At 57.9% G+C, this 16,183-nt stretch carries 18 protein-coding genes; 14 read left to right on the forward strand and 4 right to left on the reverse strand.

Annotated features, from left to right (window positions below; all coding sequences use genetic code 11):
* Nucleotides 1-4 precede the first annotated feature (4 nt).
* Nucleotides 5-1,927, reverse strand: a complete 1,923-nt coding sequence (locus tag AC1DX3_RS15820; RefSeq protein WP_476990282.1) for a CocE/NonD family hydrolase — start codon at nt 1,925-1,927, stop codon at nt 5-7.
* A gap of 161 nt (nt 1,928-2,088) precedes the next feature.
* Between AC1DX3_RS15820 and AC1DX3_RS15825 the strand changes: the two genes are divergently transcribed.
* The 11 genes from AC1DX3_RS15825 (at nt 2,089) to AC1DX3_RS15875 (ending at nt 12,127) form a co-directional block, all read left to right on the forward strand.
* Nucleotides 2,089-2,592, forward strand: coding sequence for a DUF3617 domain-containing protein (locus AC1DX3_RS15825; RefSeq protein WP_476990283.1), 504 nt, complete (start codon nt 2,089-2,091; stop codon nt 2,590-2,592).
* Between the two features lie 49 nt (nt 2,593-2,641).
* Nucleotides 2,642-3,337 carry a uracil-DNA glycosylase gene (gene ung / locus AC1DX3_RS15830; RefSeq protein ID WP_476990284.1) on the forward strand — a complete coding sequence of 232 codons (696 nt, stop codon included), beginning with the start codon at nt 2,642-2,644 and terminating at the stop codon, nt 3,335-3,337.
* 218 nt (nt 3,338-3,555) lie between these two features.
* Nucleotides 3,556-4,068: a DUF3617 domain-containing protein gene (locus tag AC1DX3_RS15835; RefSeq protein ID WP_476990285.1), complete on the forward strand. Its 513-nt coding sequence runs from the start codon at nt 3,556-3,558 to the stop codon at nt 4,066-4,068.
* 89 nt (nt 4,069-4,157) lie between these two features.
* Nucleotides 4,158-4,763, forward strand: a complete 606-nt coding sequence (locus AC1DX3_RS15840; protein ID WP_476990286.1) for a DUF3617 domain-containing protein — start codon at nt 4,158-4,160, stop codon at nt 4,761-4,763.
* 88 nt (nt 4,764-4,851) lie between these two features.
* A complete protein-coding gene (locus tag AC1DX3_RS15845; protein ID WP_476990287.1) occupies nt 4,852-5,781 on the forward strand; it encodes a 3-keto-disaccharide hydrolase in 930 nt (309 codons plus the stop codon).
* A 148-nt stretch (nt 5,782-5,929) separates the two neighbouring features.
* Entirely contained in the window at nt 5,930-6,277 is a 348-nt protein-coding gene (locus tag AC1DX3_RS15850) for a VOC family protein (protein WP_476990288.1), read from the forward strand.
* A 155-nt stretch (nt 6,278-6,432) separates the two neighbouring features.
* Nucleotides 6,433-7,320: a subclass B3 metallo-beta-lactamase gene (gene bla, locus AC1DX3_RS15855; protein ID WP_476990289.1), complete on the forward strand. Its 888-nt coding sequence runs from the start codon at nt 6,433-6,435 to the stop codon at nt 7,318-7,320.
* A gap of 89 nt (nt 7,321-7,409) precedes the next feature.
* Nucleotides 7,410-7,892, forward strand: coding sequence for a lysozyme inhibitor LprI family protein (locus AC1DX3_RS15860; RefSeq protein ID WP_476990290.1), 483 nt, complete (start codon nt 7,410-7,412; stop codon nt 7,890-7,892).
* A gap of 131 nt (nt 7,893-8,023) precedes the next feature.
* Nucleotides 8,024-8,407 (forward strand): XRE family transcriptional regulator, encoded by a 384-nt coding sequence (locus AC1DX3_RS15865; protein WP_476990291.1) that lies wholly within the window; start codon nt 8,024-8,026, stop codon nt 8,405-8,407.
* Nucleotides 8,400-11,417 (forward strand): HsdM family class I SAM-dependent methyltransferase, encoded by a 3,018-nt coding sequence (locus tag AC1DX3_RS15870; protein WP_476990292.1) that lies wholly within the window; start codon nt 8,400-8,402, stop codon nt 11,415-11,417. Before AC1DX3_RS15865 ends, AC1DX3_RS15870 begins: the two co-directional genes overlap by 8 nt.
* Nucleotides 11,414-12,127: a hypothetical protein gene (locus AC1DX3_RS15875; RefSeq protein ID WP_476990293.1), complete on the forward strand. Its 714-nt coding sequence runs from the start codon at nt 11,414-11,416 to the stop codon at nt 12,125-12,127. The genes AC1DX3_RS15870 and AC1DX3_RS15875 overlap by 4 nt, the downstream gene beginning before the upstream one ends.
* A gap of 189 nt (nt 12,128-12,316) precedes the next feature.
* Here the strand turns inward: AC1DX3_RS15875 and AC1DX3_RS15880 are convergent, their stop codons facing one another.
* Nucleotides 12,317-12,505: a hypothetical protein gene (locus tag AC1DX3_RS15880; RefSeq protein ID WP_476990294.1), complete on the reverse strand. Its 189-nt coding sequence runs from the start codon at nt 12,503-12,505 to the stop codon at nt 12,317-12,319.
* Nucleotides 12,506-12,646: 141 nt separating this feature from the next.
* Here AC1DX3_RS15880 and AC1DX3_RS15885 point away from each other — a divergent pair, with 141 nt between their 5' ends.
* The 3 genes from AC1DX3_RS15885 (at nt 12,647) to AC1DX3_RS15895 (ending at nt 14,528) form a co-directional block, all read left to right on the forward strand.
* Entirely contained in the window at nt 12,647-13,036 is a 390-nt protein-coding gene (locus AC1DX3_RS15885) for a hypothetical protein (protein ID WP_476990295.1), read from the forward strand.
* Between the two features lie 402 nt (nt 13,037-13,438).
* Complete coding sequence (locus tag AC1DX3_RS15890; RefSeq protein ID WP_476990296.1) at nt 13,439-14,008, forward strand: hypothetical protein; 570 nt, start codon at nt 13,439-13,441, stop codon at nt 14,006-14,008.
* A gap of 112 nt (nt 14,009-14,120) precedes the next feature.
* Nucleotides 14,121-14,528 (forward strand): hypothetical protein, encoded by a 408-nt coding sequence (locus AC1DX3_RS15895; RefSeq protein WP_476990297.1) that lies wholly within the window; start codon nt 14,121-14,123, stop codon nt 14,526-14,528.
* Here the strand turns inward: AC1DX3_RS15895 and AC1DX3_RS15900 are convergent.
* Together AC1DX3_RS15900 and AC1DX3_RS15905 are read right to left on the reverse strand one after the other, a co-directional pair.
* Nucleotides 14,525-15,310 (reverse strand): DUF4253 domain-containing protein, encoded by a 786-nt coding sequence (locus tag AC1DX3_RS15900; RefSeq protein ID WP_476990298.1) that lies wholly within the window; start codon nt 15,308-15,310, stop codon nt 14,525-14,527. The genes AC1DX3_RS15895 and AC1DX3_RS15900 overlap by 4 nt on opposite strands.
* A gap of 164 nt (nt 15,311-15,474) precedes the next feature.
* Entirely contained in the window at nt 15,475-15,951 is a 477-nt protein-coding gene (locus AC1DX3_RS15905) for a hypothetical protein (RefSeq protein WP_476990299.1), read from the reverse strand.
* Between the last annotated feature and the right edge of the window lie 232 nt (nt 15,952-16,183).

Here is a 16,183-nt window from a genome sequence, read left to right on the forward strand (position 1 = left end):
GGGACTATTGGACGATCGGCAGCAGCACTGAACTGGCGGCCGTGGGGCCATGGTAGACGCTTTCTGTCGCCGCCTTATAGTCCTCCGGCTTGGCGTTGAAAATGTTGTCGACATAGGTCTGGGGGTTACGGTCATACAGAGGGAATAACGATGACTGGACCTGGATCATGATCTTGTGACCCGGCAGGAAGACGTGGTCGACATTGGGCAGACCGAACTTATATTCCTCGACCTTGCCGGGCGTCAAAGGACCGGGTGTGGCGAAGCCGTGGACGTACCTGCCACGGAAGATTTCGATGCCGATCGGCAGTTCTTCGCCGGGCGTCGTCCGGGCCACTTCGCCTTGGCCGCCCTCCGGGGAGGTATTGGGATAGACATCGATGATCTTCACCACCCAGTCACTGTCCGTGCCCGACGTGGCGGCGAACAGGTCAACCTGCGGGGCGCCCATGATATGGACAGGCTTATCGAGAGCCGTCGTAGAATAGACCAGTACGTCCGGCCGGTCGGAGACGAAGCGCTGATCGTGGACCAGCCACGGCTTCCATTGTGCGCCGTCGTCCATATCGATCGGCCGCGGGATGAAGGGCACGGGCTTCGACGGATCGGAGACATAGTCGTCATGGCCATCGCTGGCGGGTTTCGTGAAACTGGCGGTGAACTTGTCGCCGAGATAGAGCGGCGTCAGCGTTCCCATCGGCCATTTTTGCGAGATATCCCACTTATTCACGCCCGTTGCATAGGTCAGGACCGGCGGCGTATGGGGATCGGGCGCGCCCTTCAGATAGTGATCGAAGAACGGCTTCAGATAGTCGGCGCGGAACTCTTCGGCCGTATCGCCGGTGAAGGTCAGGTCGCCCAGGCTGTAGCCATAGTGGTTGACGCCGGAATGGCGCCACGGCCCGATGACCAGGCTGACCATATCGTTCTTCTTGTCCTTCGGCTCGATCGCCTTATAGACGGCCGGCGCGCCATAGCTGTCTTCCTGGTCCCATTGTCCCACGATCAACATGGTCGGGACGGTGAGCGGGCGGGCGCCCATCCATTTGTCGACCGCCTGTTCCGACCAGAAGGACGTATAGGCCGGGTTTTGCATCAATTTTTGGATGAAGGGATAGTTTTCGAAGCCCCACTTACGGATATAGTCCCCGGTCGAGCCGGCTTCGAGATAGCGCGTATAGTCGTCGCCGACCCCCATGGCCGGTCCGGCACCCTCGGCTTTGGCCGTGCTTTGGCCGACGGCATAGCCGACATTCGGGTTGCGGAAGGCGCCATTGTGGAACCAGTCGTCGCCCATCCAGCCATCGACCATCGGGCTTTGTGGCGCGGCGGCCTTGAGCGCCGGATGCGGATTGATCTCGGCCATCAGGGAGGTGAAGCCCAAGTAGCTGGAGCCGACGATGCCGACCTTGCCGTTGCTTTCTTTGACGTTTTTGACCAGCCAGTCGATCGTGTCATAGGCGTCGGTCGCTTCATCGATACCGGTATTGTTGAGCGGCCCGACGATCGGGCGATTCATGACGAAGTCGCCTTCGGAATTGTGGAGACCGCGGATGTCCTGATAGACGCGAATATAGCCGTCATTGACGAAATCGGCATCCATGGCCGGCAGGATCTCGGTGATCGACTGGCTGGCGGTGCGTTTGGCCGAGCCCTTGGCGTCGTAGGGCGTGCGGCTGAGCAGGATCGGGCCGTTCTGCGTGCCCTTCTTCATGACGATGACGGTGTAGAGCTTCACGCCGTCGCGCATCGGGACCATCACGACCTGCTTGGTGTAGTCGGCATCGGCGCGGACCGGTTCATAGCTGGCGACGCCATCGGTCGTCATGGGCGTGACTTGGGGCGTTACCGTCTGTGCCAGGGCGGGGGCGGCCATGGCAAGCGACAGTAGCGCGGCGGCGCAGGTGAGGGTGGTCGGGCGTATCATGGCAATCTCCGTCTTGTGATGGCGCGCAGAATACACGCTTAAAAGCGCGATACAATATACATCGGTTTCACCTGCATCGACCTGCATTAACCTATCGCGTCTTTACAAGCCACGCTCGTAAAATAAGCGTTCGGGGGCCGTCTTTTGTCAGGAGCCTCCCTATGCCCAACACCAAAAATGGCCTGAAATTCGCGCTTATTGCCTGTGCAGGCCTGGCTGTCGCCGCCCCGATCGTATGGAGTCAGACGACACCGCCCGCCACGGCGCAATCCTCTGCATCTTCGACCTCATCCAGCGCCGTCGACGACACCACGACCTCGGCGCCGGTTATGCCGGGGCCTGATCAGCTATGGCAGATCACCTCCATGACCACGGTTGCGGGTCAGGCGCCGGCCACCACGACGACCAGTCTGTGCCTGAGCCCCGACGAGCTCAAAACGCCGCCGGTGGCCATTACCGGGCCGCAATGCGAGAACCAGACCTTCAGCGCCAACGGCAACACCACCTCGTGGACGACCGATTGCGACGCCGTCAAGGGCACGGGTTCGGTCACCCTGGCGCCGGACGGACAATCGTTCTCGGGGGATATTGCTGCTTCGGCGGCCGGCCAGGACACGTCGATCCATGTCGATGCCGTGGTCACGGGCACCTGCACCAAGACTTGACTCAGGTTATGACTCATCGGCCCATACCGGCAAACCCGGGATGAGTGACATGACCGATATCAAGCTGGACGATAGCTGGAAAGCCCCGCTGTCGCAGGAGTTCGACAAGCCGTACATGCAGGTTCTGAAGAGCTTCCTGGTCGAGGAACGCGCCGGCGGCAAGCATATCTTTCCCAAGGGCAGCGAGTATTTCCGCGCGCTCGACCTGACGCCGCTCGATCACGTTCGCGTCGTTATCCTGGGCCAGGATCCGTACCACGGCCCAGGTCAGGCCCACGGCCTGTGTTTTTCGGTCCGGCCAGGCGTCCGCATTCCGCCGTCCCTGGTCAATATCTATAAGGAAATGCAAGCCGACCTCGGCATTCCACCGGCGAAGCACGGCTTTCTCGAATACTGGGCGAAGCAGGGCGTCCTGCTGCTCAACAGCGTGCTCACCGTCGTCGAAGGTCAGGCCGCAGCGCACCAGGGCAAGGGTTGGGAACAGTTTACGGATAGCGTAATCCGCGCCGTCAACGAGCAACCGCACGGCGTCGTTTTCATCCTGTGGGGTTCCTATGCCCAGAAGAAGGCGGCCTTTGTCGATACCTCGCGCCACCTGGTGCTGAAGGCGCCGCACCCGTCGCCGCTATCGGCCCATAACGGCTTTTTCGGCAGCAAGCCGTTCTCGAAAACCAATGATTTCCTGGTCTCCAAGGGTTATGCCCCGATCGACTGGACATTGCCGGACGATCCTGGGCAGGGTTAGACCGTGGCAAGAAAGCATGTCCCCTTTATGCGTGGGTGGGTTAGACTTGATCCCGTAAAACTGGAGTACGCGACATGCTGAAAACCGGAGCCGGATCGATCTTGGGCTTGTGTGTTCTGGCCTCGTCTGTTCTGGCGGGGTGCGAATCCCGTCATGAAGCGGCGAAACCGCCGGCGGCCTCAGCCTCTGCCGGAGCCGAGGCGTCACAGGACAGCGCCATGGCGAGTATGAGCGCCAGCGAAAGCGCCTCATCGGTCGAAGTCGCGGCGATTGGCCGGTTGGGCCAAAAGCCCGGCCTGTGGCAATTGACGCAAAGCCTGCCGCAAATGGGCGGGAGCTATAAGCAAAAGATCTGCGTCAGCGCCAAACAAGGCGCGACCCTGGCCGTGACCGGCCAGGACTTCCTGGGGAAACCGGAAATGGCGCGTTTGAGCTGCACGGTCCACACGGTGCGCAAGCAGGATGACGGCGCCGATATCGACAGTGTCTGCGAAGTCAACGACACGACCCTGACCAGCAATATCCATGTCGATATCATCGGCCACGACGCCTATCACCAAACGGCGGAAACCCGTTATTCGCCAGCCTTTGCGGGGCATGGCGATTTGGTCACCATTACCGACGGCAAGTGGCTGGGCGACTGTCCGGCCAATATGAAGCCCGGTGACTTCGTCACCCAGGACGGCGTCCATATGAAGGTCGGGCCAGTGCTGGCGAAATTTTCTTCCTGAATATTGCTCAAACTATATCCCCGTTATAATGTCCACGGGCCGCGTATTTATGGCCATGGCTGTTCCTGTATATTTTGGGGAGTTTTATTATGAAAAAATTGAGTTTAAACATTTGCATAACTTCGGTGGTCCTGGGGGCTGTTCTTGGGTTATCGGCCTGTAACAAGCCCGCACCGGCCGATGGTGGCGCCGGTGGTTCGACACCGCCCGCCGACGCGCCGGCGGCATCGACCGATCCCTTGGCGGCCGTCGATGCCGGCCCGGGCCTGAAGGCCGGCCTGTGGCAAAGCACGATGAACATGCCGGGCATGACGTCGGGCATGACGACGAAAATGTGCCTGGATGAGGGCCTGACCAAGAAGTTCAGCCAGATGGGCAGCAGCAATCCCAGCAATCTGGATTGCGCCCCGACCTCGGCGACCCGGGTCGGCAATGTTGTCGACATCAACACCCAGTGCAAGGTCAACGGCAAGACCGCCAACACCAAGATGCATATGGAACTGGGCGACGGCAGCTATCGCCAGACCATCGAGACCAGCTATGATCCGCCGATGGGCGAGCCGACCAAGATCACGGTCGACGGCAAGTATCTCGGCGCCTGCCCGGCCACCATGCGGGCCGGCGACATGGAGATGATGGGCGGCATCAAGATGAACATGTACGATCTGGCCGCCAAGGCCAAAGCCAAGGGCTAAGAGCCCGCGCAGTGCCTTCTGCTTACTGTAATCTGACACCAGGCCCTTTCTCCTGCTATGAGAAGGGGCCTTTTCTATAGGATATCCGATGAGACTGTTCCTGACCGCCGCCACCCTCGCGCTCGCTCTTGCCTTGCCGGCGGCCGCCGATCCGCAAAACCCGCCTGAATTCAAGGCGCAAACCTTAGTTCTAACCGACGTGCCGGCGGCCACGGGACCGGCCGTCGATTTGTTCAACGGCAAGGATCTGGACAATTGGGACGCCTGGCTGGGCTATGGCGTGCCGGCGCAAACCTATGCGGCCATCCATGACAAGCCTATGGGTGTGGGCGGCAAGGGCAGCATGTTCAAGGCCGTCACGGAAGACGGCGAGCCGGCGCTCTATGTCAACGGCAAGTATTGGGGCAGCCTGGTCGAGGCCGGTGACCATGCCAACTACCATCTGCGGCTCGAGTATAAATGGGGCCCGACACGCTATGCGCCGCGGCTGGACCAGCCGCACAACAACGGCTTACTGTACCATACCCATGGCAAGCCGGGGGCGGTGTGGGGCACCTGGTCGCGAGCGGTCGAGTTCGAGATCATGACCGGCAGTGTCGGCATGGTGGTGCCGGTCGGCAAGGACCTGACAGTGACCACCAAGCTGGCCCACGATGCCAGCCTGATCGATCCCAAGGTGCGTTTCATGCCTGACGGCCAGGTGGGGCAGGCGGTCGGCAATACGGCGCAATGGAATATCGAAAACAACAGCAATGCCGATAAGCCGGTGGGGGAATGGAACACGCTCGACCTCTATGTCGTCGGCAACCATGCCATCCATGTCGTTAACGGCGTACCGGTGATGGAGGTGTGGGACATCTGCGACACGCCCGACACGGCGGACACCGGCCGTCCGGGGGTATGCTTGCCGCTGACCCACGGCCATATCCAACTGCAATCCGAGGGGGCCGAGACCTTCTTCCGCCATATCACCCTGGAGCCGATCGACCATCTGCCGGTGATCCAGGTGGCGCATTAACGCGGTTTGGGCTATGTCATGTTGCGTCGCCGCGAATGAGTAGACCAGGCACGCATTCGTGGCGTGCCTTTGTTGAAAAGATTGAGTTTTTGCCTTGTCGAATGAGTAGGGCGTAAAATAATATATTACCGTTTCGCGGAGCTCGGCCATGACGCATAAACAAACCCTAACCGCCATTTTGCCGTGCAACGACATGGCCAAAAGCCGGGCTTTTTACGAAAAGCTCGGCTTCGTCGTCGAGGGCGATTATGACGACTATCTGATCCTGTCGCATCCGTGCGGCGCCGACCTGCATTTGCAGGCCGCCGTCGAGGGTTGGCTGGTTCCCGGGCAAAACCCGTTCGGCCTGTATCTCTATGTCGAAGACGTCGACAGTATCGCCGCCAAGGCCGGCGCCACGGCGCGCGAGACCGACTGGGGCATGTATGAGGCGGCCTTTTCCGATCCGGACGAGACCCTGATCCGTGTCGGCTGGCCGATGCGGCTGCGGGGCTGAGCCTTGCCGGAAGGCATGAATTTAATTTATGGCTCCTGCCAATTTTGATCGTTTGTGGCGGCCGCGGAAGTCTGCGATGTTTCTGAGCAGAAGGCTATAAAGCCTTATGGAACAGGGTGCGCATCTGCGTGCCGCACAAGGATGAGGTCAGGAACATGATGATTAAAATTTGGGCAAGGCTTGCCCTGGCGTTCGGCCTGGGCGCGGCTGCATCCATGGCTGTGGGCGGCGCGGAGGCGGGGCCGGCGGCGTGGACGAAAAGCGTCAAGCCGTTCCTGATCGCGCCGCATATCTATTATGTCGGCACAAAGGGGCTGTCGGCCTTCCTGATCACCTCATCCGATGGCGCCATCCTGATCGACGGCACCCTGGCGGAGAATGCCCCGCTGATCGAACGCAATATCGTGGCGGTCGGTGTGCCGCTGACATCGGTGAAATGGATCGTCAGCGACCATGCGCACAACGACCACGTCGGCGCTCTGGCGCGGATCAAGGCGGATACCGGCGCGAAATTCGCCGCCAGCGCGGGCGACCGCGTAGCGCTTGAAAGCGGCGTGCCGCGCGGCGACATGGATTACGACACAAACGGCTTCCATTTTCCGGCCGTCAAGGTCGATCGGGTTGTGGGAGACGGCGACAGCGTCACGGTCGGGGAGGTGAGGCTGACGGCGCATCTGACGCCGGGCCATACGCCGGGCTGCACCAGTTGGAGCACGACGGTCAATGATGGCAACCGGCCTGCGCGCGTGCTGTTTCTTTGCAGCCTGACCGTTGCCGGCAATAAATTGGTGGGCAACCGCGCCTATCCGACGATCGTTGCGGACTATGAGGCGACCTTTGCCAAGCTTTCCGGTATGCAGGCCGATATCGTCCTGACCAGCCATCCCGAACGGGCGGATATCCTGGGACGGGAAGCGCGGGTGAAGGCCGGGAACGCCCGCGCCTTTATCGACCCTGCGGCGCTTGCCGACATTGTCAACCAGGCCAGGCAGGACTTCGAGGCCGAGCTGGCGGCCGCCCGGAAGACAAGGGTGAAACCATGATGCGATCGACGCGTTGGCAAGCGGCGCGAAAAGGGTTAATCTAGCGCTTCGGGACTTTTGGAGGGGATAAGATGTTTTTGAAATTCAAGATGTTAGTTGCCATCGCTTTGGTGTTGAGCGCGACACCGGCTCTGGCGCAGGTCGAACAGCCGGCCAATGAGATGCCGGCCGGCGATACGCCGGCGGACGATACCGCGCCCGGTGATATGCTGCAGAAGAGTGCGGACTTCGACTATGACGCCTGTTTGCAGGCGGAAACGGCCGGTCAGACGGGCTGGGGGGACTGTTCGCAGCGGCAATTGGCGCTTGAGGAAGCGGCCATGGCTGTGGCCTATAATGAGCTGGTGGGCTATGCCACCGAGCATTCACCGTCCGCCATTCCGGATTTTGCGATGATGCAGTCCACCTGGGTGCCTTATCGCAACGCCTATTGCGATATCGAGTACCAGCTCGACGGGGCCATGCAGGGGGCGCTGGACCGGGGGCAGTGCCTGGTGGAGATGACCGCCGGGCAAACGCGGGAGTTGAAGGGCTTGAAGGACCGGCTGGAGCATCCGGAGGACTATCGGTGAACCTCAATCGCCTTCGATGATCGAGTGCTTTATTGTAGGGAAGGAATTATGCAATTAACATTCTGTTCCCTTTTACTCTTTTCCCTTTCCCCGAACCTCCATGCTGCCATATTCCGGCAATGGGGTTCGATATGTTTACAGACAGCGTTCTTTACCCACATAAATTTATGTGGTATGGCACATTAAACAATGTGTGTTATGTCCTCCTCATGCCTTACGCAAATTTCCTTTCAGAACTGGAGAGAGCGAATCTGAGCGTGCGGGCGTTCGCTGAGTTGGTCGGAATGAACCCAAATTCAATCTCTAATTATGCGCGCGCAGGCGAGTTGCCGACCCACTTGGGCCTCATCGCTGTTCTAGTGGCCGAACTTGGGGCGCGTGGCATGGACTATCGACGCGTCATGTCGAAGGTCGCGCTTGCGCCGAAAAAACCTCGCGGCGGTGCGAAACGCGGACATTTCGGAGGAGATCGACAAGGTGATCTGGATCTCCTGAGAGGGCAAACAGATGGCTGACATAGCCGCTGAAATTGCAGCATTCGGAGCCGATTTAACAGCGCTACATCTCCTTGATGACGACAGCCCTGATTTGTTGCCGTATGCAACGATCACCTCCGCACGCCGAAATGTCGGCTCTATCCTGGGCGTTGTGGGCGCTGTTTATGAGTGGCAGGGCGCGCCTCTTATATTTTTAGTCGACGCTGATTTACTCAAAGAACATGTACAGTTGCATCGCATTCGTCGTCTTCTCGCAATGCGAGGCGATGCCCCGTATTTGGGTGTAATTGCGCCAGGGCGGCTCGAGGTGTATCGGATTGCTCTCGACAAACAGTCTCCTGAGCAAGCTCGTGTTGGGCTTAATATCGACGACGGAACAAAACGGACTATCTTGGCGCGCTTGGGCAATACACGCCCGCAAGCGGGGATTAGCCAACGCGGTTGGATTTCCAATGTTGTCCTTAACCTCTTAACTGGGTCGATCAATAGCCTCATCAAAAACGGGGGCATCTCGGATGAGGACGCAATCTCGCTCGTAGGCCGCGCGCTCTTCACCCGATTCCTAGCGGACCGTAATTTGTTGCCAGAAGGCATGTCCAGTGCCGGAGTGGCAGTTGGTTTGTTTGATGACCGGCAAACGTCTGAGAAGACCTCGGGGTGGCTGGACACGACGTTTAACGGAGATCTCCTACCGTTATCGGATGGGGTTTTTGCAACACTTCCGTCAGCAGCATATCATGTACTTGGCGACGTGCTTAGGCGTGCGCCCGACAGTCAGTTATTCCTTGGCTGGGAGGAAAAATGGGACAATCTTGATTTTGCACATATCCCAGTTGGGGTCCTAAGCCAAGCATATGAGCTTTATCTGCGCAACCATGCCCCTCTGCGCCAGAGACGGGAAGGGGGGTACTATACTCCGCGACCTATTGCTGAACTCATGGTAAGGGCTTCGTTTCGAGCGCTTAGTCGAGAAGGTAGATGTAGCGACGCAAAGGTTCTTGATCCTGCGGTTGGCGCCGGCGTATTTCTTTTGACAGCTCTACGTGAACTTGTTGCCGAGCGTTGGAAGGCGGACGGGACGCGTCCAAATACTCAAACGCTCAGGTCTCTCCTTTACCGCCAAATCGTTGGTTTCGACATCAATGAGGCTGCACTACGATTTGCAGCGCTCGGCTTATACCTCATGTCCATCGAATTGGACCCCGATCCGAAGCCGGTCGACAAACTTCGCTTTGACGATTTGCGTGGCACTGTACTTCATTTGTTGAAAACTGAAGGTCCGGACGTGGGAAGCGAGCTTGGCAGTCTGGGACCGCTTATCGGAGACGAGCATCGCGGCCAATACGATGTTGTTATTGGTAACCCGCCTTGGTCCAGCGGGACCAAGCTACGGGACTGGGAAATAGTCCGTAAAACTGTGGCTCGGATCGCCGTCGATAGGGAAATTACGAATGTTTCACCGCCTCTGCCAAATGAGGTGCTCGATTTGCCCTTTGTATGGCGCGCCATGGAGTGGGCAAAACCAAATGGTCAAATTGCGTTTGCATTGCATGCCCGAATCCTTTTTCAGCAAGGCGATGGGATGGCAGATGCGCGCTTGGCGCTGTTCGAAGCGCTCGACGTAACATCGGTGATCAATGGCGTTGAGCTAAGACAAACGAAAGTCTGGCCCGAAATATCCGCACCATTTTGTATTCTGATAGCAACCAATAAGGTTCCGGGGGCTGGGGCTGGTTTTCGATTAATCAGTCCAAGACTCGAAGATTCTCTCAATGAAGCCGGCAGTATGCGTGTTGACGCACTCAACGCTGATATCATTCCAACTCGGCAATTGGCTGAGACCCCCGAGATGCTCAAAATTCTCTTTCGGGGATCGAAAGCCGATTTGGGGATTGTCCAGCGCATTCGGGCGGCGGGCCATCCAACTTTAGATACGTTCTGGCGTGACACGGTGGGAGTCTCTGCGCGCGGTGGTTTGCGTGGCAGTGGTAACGGTTATCAAAACTTGAGAGCCAGCAGCCGGGTTCGTCAGCGAGGGGATGGTTTGCCAGGCGTGGATGCTAAGTATCTCCATGGATTACCTGAAATAACGTCAGCTTCCATTGTAGACGTACTCATTGAAACAAAGTCGTTGGAAAAATTTCAGCGCGACCGGATACACGACCCGCGGCCCATAGAGCTATTTTCGGGTCCATTGGCCATTGTTCATAAATCCCCTCCTGCGAATACTGGGCGAATTAGCGTTGGAGTCGCAGAGGAAAGTGCAGTCTATAATACTTCGTTTTACGGCTACAGCCCGCAAATGCAGCCCGGGTCAGCAGACGTTGTCCGCTATATATCTTTAGTAATAGGTAGTAATTTTGCAATATGGATGTCGCTGATTACTAGTGGAGAGTTCGGGTTTGAACGGGAAACTATAGAAAAGGCAACTATAGATAAAATGCCTATACCTGACTTTCGCAAACTTACGCCGCTGCAGCGTGATGAGGTTAATTCTATATTCAATTCCCTTTGCTCCGGGGAGGCGTCATGGGAACAGGTGGACGATTGGGTCGCGCGGCTATATGGATTCAGCGATCGCGATACACAAGTAATTGTGGACACGTTAAAATTCAACCTTCCTTTTTCTGAGAATAAAAGGGCTGCTCAAGCAGTTCCCACTCAAGATGAAGTGAGACGATTTTGCAATGTGTTGAACGCTGAGCTGTCGCCCTGGTGTAAACGTTTTGGAACGTCTCTAGACGTTCGCTCCCTGCGTTATTACGTCTACTCCCCATGGCTTGGTATTGAAATTCGTACCAATGGTCCGAATAAATTTGATACTATACCGGCAACGGATTGGGATGGGCTGCTCCGCGCGGCAGATGAGGCGGCAGCATCTGAAGTGCTCCTCAGAAATGGACCTAGTCAGTTGCTGGTAGGCCGTTTGGCTCAACGACGCTATTGGAGCGACACGCAGGCGCGTCTGCTAGCTCAGCGTATTATCTGGTCACATCTCGACCTGCTGAAGGAACATGCGGACGCATGAAGCCTTCAGCTATCCATCCTCGCCCAGATCAGATATCGGAATTGACGCGAGGTCTCCGACTGCCTTTGCCAGAGCTCCAATCTGATTATCTTGAAATAATCGCGGAAGGCTTCCTTCTCGCATATGAAGATATTCGCAAGCACTCGCCCGTTGTGACGGTGTCCGGTAGCGAAGCGGAAATCACGGCGTTAATGGAAGCTCGCCTTAACCGGCTTATTGACCAGGATCCATTTTGGGGGCAACTCGTGCTTTGTGTTGCGCGAGGAAAGGAAAGTTTAAGCTTTAATGGGGCGAATCTTGAAAAACGGCCGGACCTTTCGATTTACCTGACGAGCCGCGATAGAGCATTTCCACTTATTGTCGAGGCTAAAATCGTCGACGATAAAGCAGGCAAATCCGAACAGCTCTATTGCGACAAGGGGGTTTGTCGCTTTCTTAAAGGCGAATATGCTTGGGGAAACGTTGAAGCATTTATGATCGCGTATGTCCGTGACGGCTCATCCATTGGAATGAAACTTACGCCATTCCTGACAGCGGCGCTAGGTAAGAGCCCGACAGCATATAGTGTAGAAGCTTTACCGGTTTCAATCACTGCGGGTGGTTGTGATCTTGCGCGTTCGAGGCACGGACGTGCATTTCAGTACACGCATCAAGATCCTCCTTCAAATCTTCCAGGATCAATCGATCTGTGGCATCTATGGTTGTCGTGACGCCATCATGACTCGGCACCGTGATTAGATCGCCTAATTTTAAAGGTCGTGTCCCGGTACGCGGTAATTTGGGAGTTTCGGGAGGCTCTAAGAAATGTAGTATTATTTGCCTCCTGCTTCGTCCGCACAGCAGTCCTCCAATGTCGTCTTCATGCCGCGGGTTTCCTTCACCTGACCCGGCTGACGCCCTCAAAAAATCCCAATATTCCCTGCCAGGTTCACAGTTATTGTTTTGCGGATGAAGACAGGTACCAGCAACTCGCGCTCGTCCGTTTCCAGCGCCGCATCGAGGGGGTTGAGTTTGTCATACAGCCGTCTCATCTCGGCCTGTGTCATTTCCTCCAGGCCTGCGGCAGTACAGGCGCCCGTAACGGCCATTGATGATCCGTCAAATCATTTGGATAAGGTGATGTCTTGCGTCTATGTTCGACGCGGGTACTCTCATCCCAAGCCATCCCGCACTCTATTTCTTCTCAAATGACCAAATCCATAACCGTATCCGTCGAGCCGACATCAGAGATGTTGGAGGTTGCGCCGGCTGTCCCATCGTATCAGGCCCGCGTCGCCGAATGGATGATGACGTGCTTCGGCGCCGATATCAGCAATAGTGTCGCGGAGCGCTGCTTCCGGTTCTTCGAAGAGGCCGGCGAATTGTGCCAGGCGCTCGGCATGACCGAGGATCAGGCGCGCGACCTCGTGACCTATACCTGGAGCCGTGACAAAGGCGAGCCGTCGCAGGAAGTTGGCGGCGTGATGGTCACCTTGGCGGCCATGTGCCAGGCCGCGGGCCTGGATATGGCCGCTGACGGCGAAGCCGAGCTCGCACGGATCGACACGCCCGAGACCATCGACAAGATCAGGCGCAAGCATCACGCCAAGACGTTGCGGACATCGCATAACGCGCTGTAGCCGTGCGGCCCGAAACGGAGGTGAAGGTGTATGGCAGCGATGGCATATTGACCTTATTTTGCCCGTCGCGCAGGGCTTTGGGGCCATTTCACGGGGCTTGGAGGGCTGTTTGGGCGGCTAAACGGGTCAATTTGTGGCGCCGGGATTTCAGGTTTCGGGGGGGAATTTGGGAGAAAGCTGTAAAGGCGGTTTTTTTACAGGGCCACTGTTGTCGCAGAGACACCCATTTACACCCATTTAGCGGCATACGCTGACGGCGAGTTGCTTGCTATTGGGGCACTGTTGTCGCAGAGACACCCATTTCCACCCATTTAACGGTCTGCGCTGACGGCGAGTTGGTTGCCATTGGTGTGTTGTTGGCGGCTTACCGGGGCACTCCAGGGCGGTAGCCGAGGGGGCTTTGTGGCATTGCCGTCTGCGGCGATCGATGATTATGATGCAAGCATGGCACCTGAGAGCGCGGCGCAAGACTTTTACGGCTTTTTGGGGCGGGTGCAGTCGCAGCCCGGCAGGATCGTACTGCGGTTTTATCCGATAGATTCCAGCGGAGACACGGAAGCCAAGCCCGTGCTCGAAGTCCACTGCCACGAACCTCAATTCACAGCGTCAATTGCCGAGAAACAGATAGACCGTGAGTTTGAAATCGAAGTGTCTGTCGACAGATTCGACATGCATGACGCCTCGGCCGGCACGTCAATGAGTCTGCAAGCTGCAAACTTCGCGGCTCACAGGGTTCCGTTGGATATTGAGGACTATGTCCATCGGTTGAAATTGCGCGATCAACGTGCCTCCGAATTAAGCCGCGAACTGATTGCCGTTCGGCGTCAAAACGAAAAGTTCAAGTCCGTCGCGCAGGAATTGCTGCGCCGGGCCGAGATCAAGGGCGCGGGATCAGCGGAACTTCAACGCCAGCAAAAATCGGCCGTTGATGCGCTCCAGCGTTTATTGGTGGAGCTTGATACAGACGAGTAATTGGGGGAATTTGGCCTGTGGCCGGGGGCGACGCCCGTACTGCCGGGCTTAGATTAAGCAAGAAGACCCACCGGTCCAATCGATCGGTTGTATGGAAGGGTGCCTTTAAACCATGTTGCGCACACATCTGAGCTTTCGGTCCGTGACTCTGCTCGACCCCGACTCCGATCGTCCTCCGGGTGGCGGTCGCGTCGCTGAGCTGTTGGCCGCTCGGCTTCCGAACCATGGCTTTCAGCCAAAATCAAGCCTGGGAGAAGATTGGGGGTGGCGCATCGATATCGCCAACGACGCCTTTCCTTTGTGGATCGGCTGTGGCGGCAGGGATGAAACCGAAGACGGCCATCTGTGCTTCATCGAGCCGTCGAAGCCCTTTGTCACGCGGTGGTTCAAAAAGATTGCGACGACCGAGACCGTCGAGCGCCTGGCCAAGGCGATGGAGGCTATCCTGGCGGTAGACGGGCAGGTCACGGACTTGCGATGGTGGACAGAGGAAGAGTTGAGGCAGATCAGAGGCCGTTAATCCCACCAGAAGAACCACCAGCCTGCGTTCATCAAGGTCGCGGCCAGGGTCGAAATATCGCCCACACCCTGGTCGACGATATCGGCGCAGTAGCGATATTGTTCGCTCGCCACGGCCATGGCCTGATCGCGGGAGATGGGCGGGCGGGCGACTTTCAGGTTCATGACATCGCCGCCCAAACCGACCAACTCGGCGCCGAAGCGGTCGTACCATGAGCGAAGGGCTGCGACGTGATAGGCCGGCGGCGGGCAGGCGTTCCAGCCGCCGTAGTGGAGATAGGCGGGGACTTCCCAGCTTTTCTCGGTCGGGATCAGCACGATATAGACCTTGGTCAACGGTTTGCCGGTCAAGATATCGGTGGCGACAGTGAGAGCAGGAGCCAGCGGCTGAGCGTCCTCGGGCCACTCGCCGACCGCAAGCGCCATCTCCTCATCGCTGTAGGCGTCCTCCAGTTTGGCCAGGTCCTGGGGGAATTGTATCTTATCGGCCGCCGCCAGGATGACGGCGGGGTCCTGATGCGTGTCCTTGCCATCGGTGGTGAAAGGGTAGGTGAAAGCGTCCATATCCTCATCGCCGCCGACGACGACAGGGTAGCCGCGCCCGGCGGTGCGGAGCCGCGTCCATTCCGCCAGGGCCGTATCGCCGGTGACAGTGACGATTTCATAGGGAAAATCAGCCGGGATTTGAAAAGGCGCTGTCGCCGCCTGGGCGGTGCGGGTTATGCCCAGCGTCGCGGTTGCGCCAAACGCGCTCAACAACCAACGTCGTGTCAAGTTCCACATGATTTCTCCCCCACGATCGATGCAATCTAACCATAGCTTCGGTGTGTTGTGAACGGCAATCCCGATATCCAAAATACGACATGATTTCGCCGGCTGTCGTCTGCGCTGGCACCGCCCTATTGTCTCGGTATGCGGGCGGTCTCCCAGCCGTCCGTCCTTATGCCTCAAAAATCCCGGTATTCACCGCCGGGCTCGCCGTCATAGTCCTGCGGGTTGATACCACAGGCGATAGCGGCGTCTATAAAGATCGGCACCAGGAAGTCGCGCTCGTCCGATTCGATCAGGCCGTGTTGGCTGGCGGCATCGAGCCTGTTGAGCTTTTCGTACAGGTGCCTCATCTCGTTGAGGATTTGGGCTTCCGTCGGTTGATCGCCAAGGGCTTTCAGGCCTTCGAAATAGGCCCGGATGGCGGCGTCGACCGCGTCCGTGGTCGTCTGGTTCATGGCCTCCATGCCGGCCTCGCGGCACGCCTGCCAATGTTGTTCGATCCCGGGCATGGCATGGGCCAGGATCAGGTCGAGGTTCTTGTTGCGCCTGGACACGCTCATGCGGGGTACGCGTTTCTCGGCGCAGGCTGTTGCCAGCGTCAGGACGGTGGCAAGCGCAGCCATGACGGCTGTGCGCCGGTTGTAATGGGTCATGGTCGTCCCTATGTGGCGTGGTTCGGCTGTGGCTGTAGGATATGGCACGCTCGGCAAGCTGCGGCAACGGCATGCGCGGCCGGCGCGTTTGGCAGCGACCATGGCATGATAACGGAGGTTGATATATTGACCTTACAAGCCCGTCGCGCAGGGTTTTGGGGCCGTTTCACGGGCCTGGGAGGGCTGTTTGGGCGGCTCAACGGGTCAAGTTGTGCCGCCGGTATTGCGGATT

The sequence above is a fragment of the Asticcacaulis sp. P2_B1 genome, from assembly GCF_056404915.1.